Raw genomic sequence first — 13,874 nt, forward strand, 5'->3', positions numbered from 1 at the left:
CCCATCTATTATAGCAGGACATGTACAGCAAAAAAAGGTTTCAAATCGAAAAGCAATATATTTTGTATACAAGAAGTAAGAAAAATAAAATTCCTCCTACCCACATTTTTTACGCCTGAAGTTTAAATGTACTTCAGGCGTATTTTTCTTCCAATTTTATTCATTTGACGATTCTTCTAACTGTACTAACAATTCTTCTAACGGTCCTTCATAGAGCGGTACAGTTGGGATTGATTGTAAAAATCGTTTTCCATAGGAAGAACTTGTCAAACGACGATCTAATACAAATACAGTTCCCGTATCTGTATTTGTTCTAATAAGACGACCAAACCCTTGTTTGAAACGCAAGATTGCTTGTGGGAGCGCCAACTTATCGAATACGTCTTCTCCTTGATTTTTTAACCACTCTCCTTTTGCTTCCATCATCGGCTGATGAGGAGGGGTAAAAGGCAGACGGACAATGACAAGACAACTCAGAGCATCTCCAGGTATATCTATCCCTTCCCAAAAACTACTTGTTCCTAACAAAATCGATTTGTCGAACTCCTGGAATTTGCGGATTAAACGACTTCGGCTCTTATTATTCACACTTTGCGTTAATAATAAATATCCTTCTAATGTCTCATCATTTTTCAAATTCGTATACGCTTCTTTCAACATTTCATACGAAGTGAATAAAACGAGCATTCTACCTTTTGTAGCTTTCGCTATTTTCGCAATATGTGCCGATATAGACTCAATATATTCTTCATTACTTGCTTTCTTAATAAAAGGTACATCCGTTGAAACCATTAATTTCATTTGCTCTTCAAAACGGAATGATGATGGAACCTTTAATGCATTGGGAGCAAAATCATGTAAACCTAGCTCCTCTTTTATATAGTCGAATGAATCATTAACTGTTAACGTTGCTGATGTGAAAATAACACTCTTTTTCTGGGTTAAAAATTCATCAGCAAATCTTTCACCAATATGAACAGGCTGCGCATATAGAACTGTTGAATGAATCGTTCCCTTCGTTTCAGTCTCCATCCATGTCACGTATGAATTTTTTTCTAAAATGAGTAATTGTAAAGATTGTGCCATCTTTCTCAACAACTCAATTAAATGCATAAATTCACCTGTAACGACATGCATCTCCCATTCTAATTTACTTTGCAATATTTCAGCTTGCTTCTCAAGTGTAGTCAATAACTTTCTTACATCATACACAAATCGATTTGTTAACTCGGTAATGCTATCCCATAACTTACCTTTCTCTACTTCCGTGTTATATCGATAAATGAGTGGCATATTGCTCATCCCTTGTTCCTGCTTTGTTTGTTTAAATACGAAAGTCCGTAACATTTGAAATAGTTCATCCGCATCAAATTTCAATTCCTTCAAACTATGACTCACCATACGGAAAGTCGAACGCGATGCTTGCTCTGATTTTTTCATCATTTTATATACTTTAGAAAGTACATCATCTGTTTCTAGCGTACCAAGACGAGATAAAGCTAATTGAAAATACATGCATGAGAACTGTTCACCTAATGTTCTACTCGCCGCTTCCTCGATATGATGAGCTTCATCAAAAATAATATGTTCACATGAAGCAAATAGTGGTTCTTCACTTGAAAAATCTTGAAATAATAACGCATGATTTGTAATAACGATATCTGCAAATAATGCTTTATTCTTTGCTCTTTGATAAAAACAACGACTATACCAGTTGCTTTGCATCCCGCCTGGACTATGTACATCACTACAAATACGGTTCCAAAGTAACTTGCCGCCCTCAGGAATATTTAATTCATCACGATCGCCAGTTTCCGTTTGCAATAACCACACTAAAATTTTTGCCTTTGTGAGCGCCATATCATAATTTTTCTCTTCCTCTTGCAAAGCATATTCAAATTTGTGTAGACAAAGGTAATGCTTTCTTCCTTTCAGAAGAGCTACTTCAAATGAAAATGGCATTATTTTCTTTAATAAAGGAATTTCTTTTTCTAGTATTTGTTGTTGCAATTGTACAGTTTGTGTACTTATAATGACAGGTTCTTCTTTTTTCTTTGCGAAATAAATACTTGGAAGTAAATATGCAAGCGTCTTCCCCGTACCTGTTCCTGCTTCAATCAGTGAAAACCTAGAATCTCTTAGCGCTGTATATATTTCCTTCATCATAATCTGTTGGCTTTCTCTTTTTTCAAACTTTGGCATATTCAATTCAAGTTTATCGATTGTCTTATGTAAGAAAGCAACAAATTTAGATGAGTATGTTTCACTGAGGCTTAAAGAATAATTCCGCTTTCGAAGCGCAATATTTCGATACACCTCACACTCCTCTGCCTCTTCTTTACCATGCATCATTTTCTTTAAAATATTTTCAGAAAGTACATCAGCTATATCACTTTGGAAAACATCACTTAATTCATAAAGCAATTGTAATGTGACAAGTGGTAACTTTTCAATTTCACTTAAAAATTGTAAAAACAACTCCGCTGTTGCAAGAGCATCACTATCCGCACGATGTGGTTGATCGTGCTCTAGTTCATGCTGCTTAGCTAAATCACGTAATTTATAACTATCAGCTGTCGGCAAAAGAATTTGCGCCAATTCAACTGTATCAATTTTAGGACAATGTACTTCTGTATATCCAGCCTGCCTTAATTCTTCATTTAAAAAATTCCAATCAAAGTGAACGTTATGTGCAACAAAAGCCGCACCTTGTAATAGCTCAACAATCATCGGGGCTACATCTCGAAATAACGGGGCTTGTTTTACAAGATTTTCATCAATCCCAGTTAATTCTGTAATAAATAGGGGAATCTCTCTCTTCGGATTAATAAAAGATGAAAAAATCTCTAATATCTCTCCATCTTCCACTACAACAGCTGCAATTTGGGTGATTTTATCCTTCCCATCCTTCCAGGAGTTCCCTGTCGTCTCTAAATCAACAACGACATAACGCTTACTCATATATGTAACACCTCAATTTCTTACCTATCAAACACAAAAATTATATAATGTTACTATACCACGTTTTACCTCATCTTAATGAAAAGATGCACAAAAAAGCTATCTCCTTAATTAGAGATAGCCTTCCTACTTATAATATCGTGCCAGCTTTTTCAGCACCTAACATTTCAATAATTTGATTATCATCGTCTAATACTGCAATTTTCGGCTCTTGTTTATGAATATTTTCTTCTGCCACTAAACCATAGCAAATAATAATAACTTTATCACCCGGTTGTACAAGCCTTGCAGCTGCACCATTTAAACACACAACACCGCTACCGCGCTCTCCTTTAATAACATATGTCTCTAAGCGAGCTCCATTGTTGTTATTTACAATTTGTACTTTTTCATTTTCTACAATATTTACCGCATCCATTAAATCTTCATCAATTGTAATACTACCTACATAATTTAAATTTGCTTCTGTTACAGTTGCGCGATGTAACTTCGCTCTCATCATTGTGCGAAACATAGATGCTCCCCCTTATTTCCCCATTAATGTTATATTGTCAATTAATCGTACATTTTCAAACTTAACCGCAATCGCTAAAATGATTCTTCCTTCAATTTTATTTATTGCTTTTAATGAAGGATATGCATATAAATCAGCATAATCTACAGTGCCTTTCGTATACTTCTCAATATGCTCTTTCACAAGATTCATAATGATTTCCGGATTACGTTCGCCTGCCTCAATTCGTTCTTTCGCTATACATAGACTGCCGTATAAATGAGGAGCCTCTTCACGTTCTTCTAGTGATAAATACACATTACGAGAACTTTTCGCTAATCCATCTTCTTCCCTTACAATATCAACTGGTACGATCGTAACTGGAATATTAAAATCAGTTACGAATCCTTCAATTACAGCTACTTGCTGTGCATCTTTCATACCGAAATAAGCACGCGTTGGCAATGTAATATTAAATAGTTTCATTAGTACAGTCGCAACACCAGCGAAATGACCAGGTCTTTGTTTGCCACATAATACGTCGGTACGCTTCACAACTTCTACTGTTGTCGTTTGTTCTGCTGGATACATCTCTTCTACACTCGGATAAAATAAATAATCAACACCATTTTCTTTTGCTACATTTTCATCTCTATCAATATCACGTGGGTATCGATCTAAATCTTCATTTGGTCCAAATTGTAGTGGATTTACAAATACACTTAAAACTACAATTTCATTTTCTTCCCTTGCCTTACGTAGTAACGTAGCATGCCCTTCGTGTAAATACCCCATCGTTGGAACAAAACCGATACTTTTTCCACTTGCATGCAGTTCGTTTGTAATTTGCTGCATCTCTTGCACTGTAGTTATGATTTTCATTATTGTTTTCCTCCGTATAACGCTAAGCACTCTTCCTCTTTCATTGTAAATGAATGTTTTTCTTCAGGAAATTGCCCTGTCTTTACTTCAGTAACGTATTGCGAAATCCCTCGCACAATCTCCTCTTGAACAGACGTATATTGCTTCACAAATTTCGGAACACGATTTACGCCGTACGAGATAAGATCGTGGTATACAAGAACTTGCCCATCTACTTTTTGTCCTGCTCCAATTCCGATTGTAGGAATTGTTAACTGCTCTGAAATAAGTTCTGCTAATTGCATTGGCACACATTCTAGCACAAGTGCTATCGCACCAGCTTCCTCACATTTCTTTGCATCTTCTATTAATTTTTTTGCACTTTCAGCATCTTTCCCTTGTACTTTATACCCACCTAGCACTCCTACAGATTGAGGAGTTAAACCTAAATGTGCCACAACGGGAATTCCCGCATTCGTTAAGTAGTGAATAGTTGATATAACTTCTCCAGCACCCTCTACCTTTAATGCATGTGCCCCGCTCTCTTGAACAATGCGACGTGCATTAATCATCGTATCTTGCAATGAGACATGATAAGACATAAATGGCATATCAGTAACAATAAACGTCTCTTTCGCTCCGCGGCGTACAGCTTTCGTATGATGAATCATATCCTCTACTGTTACTGGAACTGTTGAATCATACCCAAGTACAACCATTCCTAGAGAATCACCCACTAAAATCATATCGACTTTAGCTTCTTCTACTAATTTAGCAGATGGATAATCATACGCCGTTAGCATTGTAATCGGCTCACCTTGCTCTTTCATTTTCAAAAAATCTGTTTTTGTTTTCAAAAACTACTCCTCCTTTATGCAGGAGAGAGGAGATGGCCGAAATCATATAAAAAACCCCTCTGGCCATAAAAGGGCAGAAGGGTTGTGTGTTAGTCGGCATTATTCATCCCTCTGTCCCAGTCCGTTATTGGATCAAGGCAGAATCCAAATTATTATTTTTTCATACTGCGTAAAATAATGGTGCAGTTCGCTTTGATACTGCCCATATTCGAAATAATTATAGCAAATTCTGAAAAGGAATTGCTACATTTTTTCGAAAAAATAATTTTTTATCCCTATTACGGTATGTGAAATTTATTAGTATCTAAATGACAAAAAGAAGCTCCAAAATAGGAACTTCTTTTACTTAATTTCTATATCAGCAGAATGAATGTGGTGCACTTGTCCTTGATGATCCTCAAGTAACAATACACCATCCTCCGTAATTCCTTTTGCTAGCCCATTAATAGTTTCCTTCATCGTTCGAGCTGTAATTTCTTTTCCGATACTTACTGCGTAACTTTCCCAAAGAATTTTAATAACAGAGAAGCCATTTTTTAAATACTCTTCATACAATTTCTCTAGTTGCAAGAAAATTTGTTGCATAAGTTCCGCACGAACAATCGGCTTACCCGATTCAATTGCTAATGAAGTTGCAATTTGCTGAATTTCCTCATCAAAATGTTCTTGTTTCTGATTTGCATTAATGCCAATTCCCATAATAACAGCATTAATTTTATCTGGATCAGCTTGCATCTCCGTTAATATACCGACAGCTTTTTTACCTTGAATTAAAATATCATTCGGCCATTTAATCCCTACGTTTACACCGGTACATTTTTCAATTGCTTGCGCTACGCTAACAGCTGCTAATAAAGTAAGCTGTGGTGCATGATGAACTGGAATCGAGGGACGCAAAATAATACTCATCCAAATTCCTGTTCCTTTTGGGGAATACCATTTTCTACTTAAACGTCCTCTACCTGCTGTTTGTTCTTCAGCAACGACAATTGTTCCCTCTTCTGCGCCTTCATAAGCAAGTCTCGCTGCAATATGCTGAGTAGACTCAACCGATTCTTCAAAATAAACCGTTCTACCGATACGCTCTGTTTGTAATCCTAATTGAATCTCATTCGCAGTTACTTTATCTGGTTTACTAGCAATTCGGTACCCTAAGCGGCGTACAGCTTCTAGTTCATACCCTTCATTACGAAGGTCCTCCATATGCTTCCATACAGCGGTTCTCGAACAACCAAGTTTGTCACTAAGTATTTGACCAGATACAAATGCACCATCTGCTTCAGAAAAAACTTGTAATAACTGCTTTCTTATAGTAGATTGCATCTTTGTAGCCACTCCCTTATATCCTCTTTCTTATTAACTAAATCTCCTTGTACGATTGCTTCTTCAATATTTTGAAGCATTTCGGCAACCCACGGACCTGGCTTTTTATCTGTCCAGCTTAATAAATCATTACCGGTCACATTCATTTCTTGACGATTTTTTATCGGCAATGCATGAAATAATGATTGTACTTGCTTAACAGACGCACTATTATAACTTTCTATTATCGCTTCATATACTCTTTCCGCCATCTCAGCGATGCGAATCCCAGTTTTATAAAGAAGGATTGTATCCCACTCCTTCTCCTTTCTAGAACGAATTGCTAATAAAACCGCTACGATATCTTTAATCTTTTTATTCGAGAACTTCCATTGACGCAAAAAGACAGATGGATGCTCTTCTCCGATACAATATAAGAAAAATGCCCACGCCTCAACGTCTGTTTCGAAAGAATCCCATTTATACTGCGTAGCTTTCAAGAGTCTTTCTTCTGACATTTGCAAATATGGCAGATGAGAAAATAGCTTAGTTTCTACTAACTCTTGAAGACCATTCACACAATATGTACCGGTCAACAATTTTTCAAATTCAACTGTAATTCTTTCAATCGCTATATGTTCGAGCAAATGCCCATACGTTTCAATTGCTTGTTTCGTCTTTATTTCCAAAGAGAAACCTAACGTACTTACGAACCGAATACCACGCATCATTCGCAGTGCATCTTCTTGAAAACGGTCTGCAGCATCTCCAACCGTTGTAATTTCCTTCAGACGAATCGCTTCTTTCCCAGCAAATAAATCAACCATTTCGCCTTCCTCTGTCATTGCAATTGCATTCATCGTGAAATCACGTCGTTTTAAATCCTCTTCTAATGAACGGACAAATTGAACACTACTAGGTCTTCGAAAATCTTCATATTCGCTTTCTGTTCGAAAAGTAGTTACCTCATACGGTTCACCATTTTCTACAACAATTACAGTTCCATGCTCAAGACCAACCGGAACATGTCTTGGGAAAATAGCCATTACTTCTTCTGGTAAAGCAGATGTTGCGATATCGATATCTCCAATCGGTCTATCGATAATAAGATCGCGTACACTTCCACCAACGAAGTAAGCCTCATGTCCGTGCTGTTTTAACATCTCAATAATTGAACTAGCTTTTTTAAATCTTTCCATTCTTGTCATCCCTTAGTATGTCATAATAAATCGCCTCATACTGTGAAACGATTTTTTCCGAACGAAACTGCTCATATACAGATTTCATCGCTCGCTCTCCCATATTACGGTGAAGTTCTTCATTTTCTAGTAGCTGAATTGCTTGCTTAGCTATTCCGTCTGTATCTCCAACTTCACATATATATCCTGTTTCACCATGTTGAATGACCTCTGGAATGCCCCCAACCCTCGTTCCGATACTAGGCACACCACACGCCATCGCTTCTAATATAACAAGACCAAAACTTTCCTTTTCTGATAAAAGTAGCATTAAATCACTCATCGCAAGAAGCTCTGCAACATTATCTTGCTTTCCTAGGAATAAGACACGTTCCTCAATATGTAAACTTTTCACCAATTGTAAAATAGTACAGAACTCTGGTCCATCACCAACAAGAAGCAATTTCGCATCTACTTCCTTTACAATTTTGGCAAATGACTGCACAACATCCTGTACACGCTTAACCTTTCGGAAATTTGAAATATGAATCAACACTTTTTCATTTTCTCGTATACCATATTCTTTTTTTAATTGAGACATATCACGTTTGAAATAAACACGTTCATCTACAAAATTGTATACCGTCTCAATTTCTTTATCTGGTTTTACAAGTTCATTTGTTTCTTCAATTAACGAATGTGACACAGCTGTAACAACATCAGATTGTTCAATACCAAAGCGAATTAAATTATTTAACGAAGGGTCGGAACCTAACACAGTAATATCCGTTCCATGTAAGGTCGTAACAATTTTAATACGCTCCCCAATCATTTGTTTTGCTAAATATGCACAAATAGCATGAGGGATTGCATAATGCACATGTAAAATATCAAGGTTTTCTCTTTGAGCAACCTCTGCCATTTTACTCGCTAATGCTAAATCGTAAGGTGGATATTGAAAAACAGAATATTGATTTACTGTTACTTCGTGAAAATAAATGTTCGGGTACACTTTATTCAACCGAAATGGTACACCCGATGTAATAAAATGAATTTCATGCCCGCGTTCCGCCAATTGCTTTCCTAACTCTGTCCCAACAACCCCAGAACCACCTACAGAAGGATAACATGTAATACCTATTTTCAATTTCATTTACATCCCCCTATTAAATCAGCATGTAATAAAACCGGTTTCTTACTCATAAATCCTTCGGCATACAGCACTCCAACTTCTTTCCCAAACATCTTCTCCCGAGCGATTACAGTTTCAACGTATCCTTCGGTTAATGGCGTCTTAACACCATCACTCCCTGTTGAAAACTGACTTTCATACGCTTCTAACGCTTCCACCTTTTTAGAAAGGTATTCACTAATATCTATACAAAAATTCGGTTTATGAAAGCCATTAATCATATAATTATAAAAAGACTCTACACGGTGCGGCGGAAGTTCAGGCATATATTTAAGAATTCCCGCTGAAAAGATAGCTTCTTCCACAAGTTTCGCGCAATTAGCATGGTCTGGATGACGATCTTCGTAATATGGTGCGAAAATTAGTGTTGGTTTATATGTACGAATAATCTTTACAATTTCACGTATATATTCTTCTTTCATATACAAACCACGGTCTGGCATTGCTAAATTAATTCTCGTTTTTACTCCCATAATACGAGCTGCAGCCTTTGCTTCTTCTTTTCTTAGTTCTACCGTTCCATTTGAAGAAAGATCAGCTTCTGTTAAATCGCAAATGCCTACTTCATATCCTTGCTTCGTATACTTTGCAATGGTACCTGCCATGCCGATTTCAACATCATCGGCATGAGCACCAAACGCTAATATATGTAATCCACTCATAATTGTTCCCCTCATTTTCTTAACTTTCGGTAATCTAAATCTCCCCGCTCTAATGCATGCATTAGCATTTCAGCACTTGCCATATTTGTTGCTAATGGGATGGCGTATACATCACATAAACGAAGTAACGCATTAACATCTGGTTCATGCGGCTGGGCTGTTAGTGGATCCCGGAAAAAAATCACCATATCCATCTCATTTTTTGCAATCATTGCACCAATTTCTTGATCGCCACCAAGAGGACCGGATTGATATCTTGTTACAACTAAACCAGTTGCCTCCATAATACGAAGTCCTGTCGTTCCTGTTGCAAAAAGTTCATGTTTTTCAAAAATTGGTTTATATGCGTATGCGAACGAAACCATATCATCTTTCTTTTTGTCATGTGCGATTAAGGCAATTTTCATCCGTTGTCTCCCCTTTAGTCGATAATATTTTCTAAACCGTACACAAGATGATCAAGGTTCATTACTGTTTCAATTGATAGTTTTACACCTGACATAAATGATGCACGGTTGAATGAATCATGACGAACTGTTAACATTTGTCCATCTCCGCCGAACATTACTTCTTGGTGTGCAATAAGCCCTGGTAGACGTACGCTATGAATGTGAATACCGTCTACATTTGCACCACGTGCCCCTTCTAATTGTTCCGTTTCATTAGGATGCCCTTGCTCTTTTGGTACACGATTTTGGCGGATTAATTCTACTGTTTTTACAGCTGTACCAGATGGTGCGTCTAATTTTTGATCATGGTGTAATTCAATTACTTCAACATCTTGGAAGTACTTCGCTGCCATTTGTGAAAATTTCATCATAAGAACTGCACCAATCGCAAAGTTTGGAGCAATGATTGTTCCTACTTCTTTTTCTTTTGCATTTTCTGTTAATTGCTTTAGTTCTTCTTCAGTAAATCCAGTTGTACCAATAACTGATCGAAGTCCACGTTCGACTGCAAGTGTCACATGTTTCTTTCCAATTTCTGGTGTTGTTAAATCTAACAATACATCTGCTTCTACTTCATCTAAACAAGTATGTAAATCCGCGTAAATAGGTGCATCTAGCGCTGGCATTCCCGGTAAATCAGAAATTTTTTCTCCGCCATGCTTATAATCAATTGCTGCTACTAAATTGAAATGCGCTGTTCTTTCCATAAGAAGGACTGCTTCATATCCCATGCGTCCTCGTGGTCCAGCGATAATTACTTTAATTTCTTTCATGCGTCTTTCTCTCCCTCATCAATACGTGTCCAACGATCTTTATCACGTGTATTAAATTTATTCATTACAATGTTATGCGCTGTTTCTAAATCAATATTTAAACTATTTGCCATACAAATCATAACAAATAAAACATCTCCAAGCTCTTCCTCAACACTTCGTTCTTTCTCAGTCGTTTTCTTTGGTTTCTCACCATAATAATGATTAACCTCTCTTGCAAGCTCTCCCATTTCTTCAGTTAAACGAGCCATCATTGCAAGCGGACTAAAATAACCTTCTTTAAATTGACCGATATATGCATCTACTTCTTTCTGCATATCTTTCATCGTTTTTGTTTCCATACTAGTCACCTCTTATTCCTTCCTCTTTCATGTTAGCCAATTCATCGCGATTTGACAAATATTATTCCCTCATATCACTATTTACGACTCTTTTTAGGATAGACTATAATAAAGTGAAACTTCTTTTGCGTGATTTTTACAAAAGATCAGCCTGAACCAATCGGGTCCCTACAGCTGGTTCGCCCTTTTCTTCTTCGCTTTTCCCTCTACCAGCCGTTGGGACGGGATAAAGTGAAACTTTCTTTTGCAGTTTTTCCGCACAATATCAGGCTGAACTAATTAAGCTCTTATACCATTCTCTATTTTTACTATCAACTAGAAATAACTTATTATTATGTTCTATCGTTTAAGAGGAGCAATGCAATCATTACATAATTAGGGGGATTTCTAAATGACATCAAATTTGAAGATTCGAAATATCATTTTTATTTTAATCGGTTCCGCTATTTTTTCTTTCGGTATTGTGAATATCAATATTGAAAATCATCTTGCAGAGGGTGGATTTACCGGCATTACGCTATTATTATATTTTAAATTTTCACTTGATCCTTCCTATACAAACTTAATTTTAAACGTCCCTCTATTTTTCATTGGCTGGAAATTACTCGGCCGAATAACATTTTTATACACATTAATCGGTACATTTAGCGTCTCTTTATTCCTTTGGGTGTTTCAGCGCTACGAGGTTCTCAACTTACATTTAAACTTGCAAAATGATATGACACTGGCTGCTTTATTCGCTGGGGCATTTATCGGCATAGGACTTGGAATTATATTCAAATACGGCGGGACTACTGGCGGTGTGGATATTATCGCAAGGCTAGCTCACAAATATGTTGGCTGGAGTATGGGAAAAACGATGTTTATGTTTGATGCGGTCGTTATCATTATCTCTATTCTTACATATTTATCATATCGCGAGGGCATGTATACGTTAGTTGCTGTTTTTATCGGGGCTAAGGTTATTGATTTCATGCAAGAAGGTGCTTATGCAGCAAAAGGAGCAACTATTATTTCTGATAAAAACGATGAAATTGCTTCAAAAATTTTATCAGAAATGGAGCGCGGAGCAACCTTTTTAAAAGCAGTTGGATCCTATACAAAAATAGAACGTAATGTACTATATTGTGTTGTTGCTAAAAATGAAATCGTAAAATTAAAAAATATCATTATTTCAGTAGATCCACATGCCTTTGTCGCTGTAAGTGATGTACACGATGTTGTTGGTGAAGGATTTACATTAGATGAAAATAAAAAACCGTTACATAATTAAATTCAGCTAGAAAAGCTCTGTAGCTTTTCTAGTTTTTTATTATAAATCTTTTAAGTTTCTCCAAATCCTCATAAATAAGCTCCAACAAACTACGATTATAGAAAATAGAAGCTGGATGAAAGGTCGGAAAAATATGATATTCTTTTTCTGACCAAATAAATTCTGTACTGCTGCTATCTTTCAATCGCTGCACAGGTTGCTTTAACAATTCTCCATGAACATCCGTAATTTTATTATTTTTACCAACTAAACGCTGTAATGCAATATTACCAAGTGTGACAATAACCGGCTGCTGTATAAATTCCAGTTCATAATCTAGCAAAGGTGCATGGGCAAATATCTCACCTTGATTCGGTGTTCTATTGTACTTCTTCTGTATTATTTCGCCATTTCGTTCCCTTTTCTCTCTCCATTTATAAGGTCTACTCCGGACCGCACTCGTAATATATACTTCTTCCCTTGTAACGTGAATACGTTCTAAAAATTCCATTAAATGTTTTCCCGCTCTCCCACTAAATGGAATCCCATTATGAATTTCTGTTTCACCAGGTGCTTCTCCAACAAGCATTAATTTCGGGTTTTTAGGGCCCTGTCCACTTAAAAAACCTTCTAATTGGTATGTAGCACTACGCTCCTTCACTTGTTTAACTAAATAATATGGATATTCTATGTCCGTCACCTTCTTTCATCATTCCATACTTATCTTTATTTTAACTAGTTCTATACCCCATATCCTCTCTATTATTTCCATTTGTAACATATTATAAGATTCAATCCACAAAACAAAAAAAGACTATCAAAATTGATAGTCTTTAATCGTCGCTACGCTGCATACCAGTATAAATTAATACGAGACGTAATAATTCAAATACTGCTACAGCAGCTGCTGCTACATATGTTAATGCTGCCGCATTTAATACTTTACGAGCTTGACCGTACTCATCTGTTGATACGATACCAAGTGCTTCAATTTGTTGCATTGCGCGTTTTGATGCATCAAACTCAACTGGTAATGTAACAAGTTGGAAAATAACACCTGCTGCCATTAAAATAATTCCTAGTAACAACAAACCAGACATTTGTGCAAATACACCAATTAGGACAAAAACCCATGACATGTTTGAACCAAAATTAGCAACTGGCACTAACGAATGGCGTACACGCATAAAGTTATAATCTTTCGCATCTTGAATTGCGTGTCCTACTTCATGTGCTGCTACAGCTGTACCAGCAACTGAATGACCATAATAGTTATCTGTCGATAATCTAACCGTCTTTACACGCGGGTCATAATGATCTGACAAATGACCTGGCGTTTCTTCTACGGCTACATTGTACAATCCATTTTCATCTAAAATTTTTCGAGCCACTTCCGCTCCTGTCATACCTGATGTTGAATAAACTTGTGAATACTTGCTATAGGCACTACGTACTTTTGACTGTGCATACAACGGTATGATCAAAATGATCGCGAAGTAAATTAAATAAAACATCATAAACCTCCATTGAAGTTTTAATTATAGTACTACTCA

Annotated in this window: 14 protein-coding genes; 1 reads left to right on the forward strand and 13 read right to left on the reverse strand. The window is 36.6% G+C overall.

Annotation, left to right across the window (positions count from 1 at the left end; all coding sequences use genetic code 11):
* Positions 1-156: 156 nt before the first annotated feature.
* From dinG to B5P42_RS07065, 11 genes are all read right to left on the reverse strand, one after another.
* Positions 157-2,961 (reverse strand): ATP-dependent DNA helicase DinG, encoded by a 2,805-nt coding sequence (gene dinG, locus B5P42_RS07015; RefSeq protein ID WP_113733900.1) that lies wholly within the window; start codon positions 2,959-2,961, stop codon positions 157-159.
* Between the two features lie 130 nt (positions 2,962-3,091).
* Positions 3,092-3,475 (reverse strand): aspartate 1-decarboxylase, encoded by a 384-nt coding sequence (panD, locus tag B5P42_RS07020; RefSeq protein WP_000490176.1) that lies wholly within the window; start codon positions 3,473-3,475, stop codon positions 3,092-3,094.
* 12 nt (positions 3,476-3,487) lie between these two features.
* The gene (gene panC, locus B5P42_RS07025; RefSeq protein WP_002086591.1) at positions 3,488-4,336 is read right to left on the reverse strand and encodes a pantoate--beta-alanine ligase; all 849 of its coding nucleotides are present in this window, start codon (positions 4,334-4,336) and stop codon (positions 3,488-3,490) included.
* On the reverse strand, positions 4,336-5,172 hold the full coding sequence (gene panB / locus B5P42_RS07030; RefSeq protein ID WP_113733901.1) for a 3-methyl-2-oxobutanoate hydroxymethyltransferase: 837 nt from the start codon (positions 5,170-5,172) through the stop codon (positions 4,336-4,338). Before panB ends, panC begins: the two co-directional genes overlap by 1 nt.
* 342 nt (positions 5,173-5,514) lie before the next feature.
* Positions 5,515-6,495, reverse strand: a complete 981-nt coding sequence (locus tag B5P42_RS07035; RefSeq protein ID WP_002086594.1) for a biotin--[acetyl-CoA-carboxylase] ligase — start codon at positions 6,493-6,495, stop codon at positions 5,515-5,517.
* Entirely contained in the window at positions 6,480-7,673 is a 1,194-nt protein-coding gene (locus tag B5P42_RS07040) for a CCA tRNA nucleotidyltransferase (RefSeq protein WP_002086595.1), read from the reverse strand. Before B5P42_RS07040 ends, B5P42_RS07035 begins: the two co-directional genes overlap by 16 nt.
* Positions 7,660-8,805: an N-acetyl-alpha-D-glucosaminyl L-malate synthase BshA gene (gene bshA / locus B5P42_RS07045; protein WP_002086596.1), complete on the reverse strand. Its 1,146-nt coding sequence runs from the start codon at positions 8,803-8,805 to the stop codon at positions 7,660-7,662. Before bshA ends, B5P42_RS07040 begins: the two co-directional genes overlap by 14 nt.
* Positions 8,802-9,506, reverse strand: coding sequence for a bacillithiol biosynthesis deacetylase BshB1 (bshB1, locus tag B5P42_RS07050; protein WP_085310101.1), 705 nt, complete (start codon positions 9,504-9,506; stop codon positions 8,802-8,804). Before bshB1 ends, bshA begins: the two co-directional genes overlap by 4 nt.
* 11 nt (positions 9,507-9,517) lie before the next feature.
* Complete coding sequence (gene mgsA, locus B5P42_RS07055; protein WP_000684753.1) at positions 9,518-9,913, reverse strand: methylglyoxal synthase; 396 nt, start codon at positions 9,911-9,913, stop codon at positions 9,518-9,520.
* Between the two features lie 14 nt (positions 9,914-9,927).
* Positions 9,928-10,728: a dihydrodipicolinate reductase gene (dapB, locus tag B5P42_RS07060; RefSeq protein ID WP_002126457.1), complete on the reverse strand. Its 801-nt coding sequence runs from the start codon at positions 10,726-10,728 to the stop codon at positions 9,928-9,930.
* Positions 10,725-11,069, reverse strand: a complete 345-nt coding sequence (locus B5P42_RS07065) for a nucleotide pyrophosphohydrolase (RefSeq protein ID WP_113733902.1) — start codon at positions 11,067-11,069, stop codon at positions 10,725-10,727. The genes dapB and B5P42_RS07065 overlap by 4 nt, the downstream gene beginning before the upstream one ends.
* Before the next feature lie 391 nt (positions 11,070-11,460).
* Between B5P42_RS07065 and B5P42_RS07070 the strand changes: the two genes are divergently transcribed.
* The gene (locus B5P42_RS07070) at positions 11,461-12,342 is read left to right on the forward strand and encodes a YitT family protein (RefSeq protein ID WP_113733903.1); all 882 of its coding nucleotides are present in this window, start codon (positions 11,461-11,463) and stop codon (positions 12,340-12,342) included.
* Positions 12,343-12,370: 28 nt separating this feature from the next.
* On the opposite strand, the gene B5P42_RS07075 is transcribed toward B5P42_RS07070, so the two are convergent.
* Positions 12,371-13,021 carry a uracil-DNA glycosylase gene (locus B5P42_RS07075; RefSeq protein WP_113733904.1) on the reverse strand — a complete coding sequence of 217 codons (651 nt, stop codon included), beginning with the start codon at positions 13,019-13,021 and terminating at the stop codon, positions 12,371-12,373.
* Between the two features lie 133 nt (positions 13,022-13,154).
* Positions 13,155-13,835, reverse strand: coding sequence for a zinc metallopeptidase (locus B5P42_RS07080; protein ID WP_002086606.1), 681 nt, complete (start codon positions 13,833-13,835; stop codon positions 13,155-13,157).
* Positions 13,836-13,874: the final 39 nt, after the last annotated feature.

The sequence above is a fragment of the Bacillus sp. SRB_331 genome (genome assembly GCF_003264175.1).
GTDB classification, from domain to species: Bacteria; Bacillota; Bacilli; order Bacillales; family Bacillaceae_G; genus Bacillus_A; species Bacillus_A mycoides.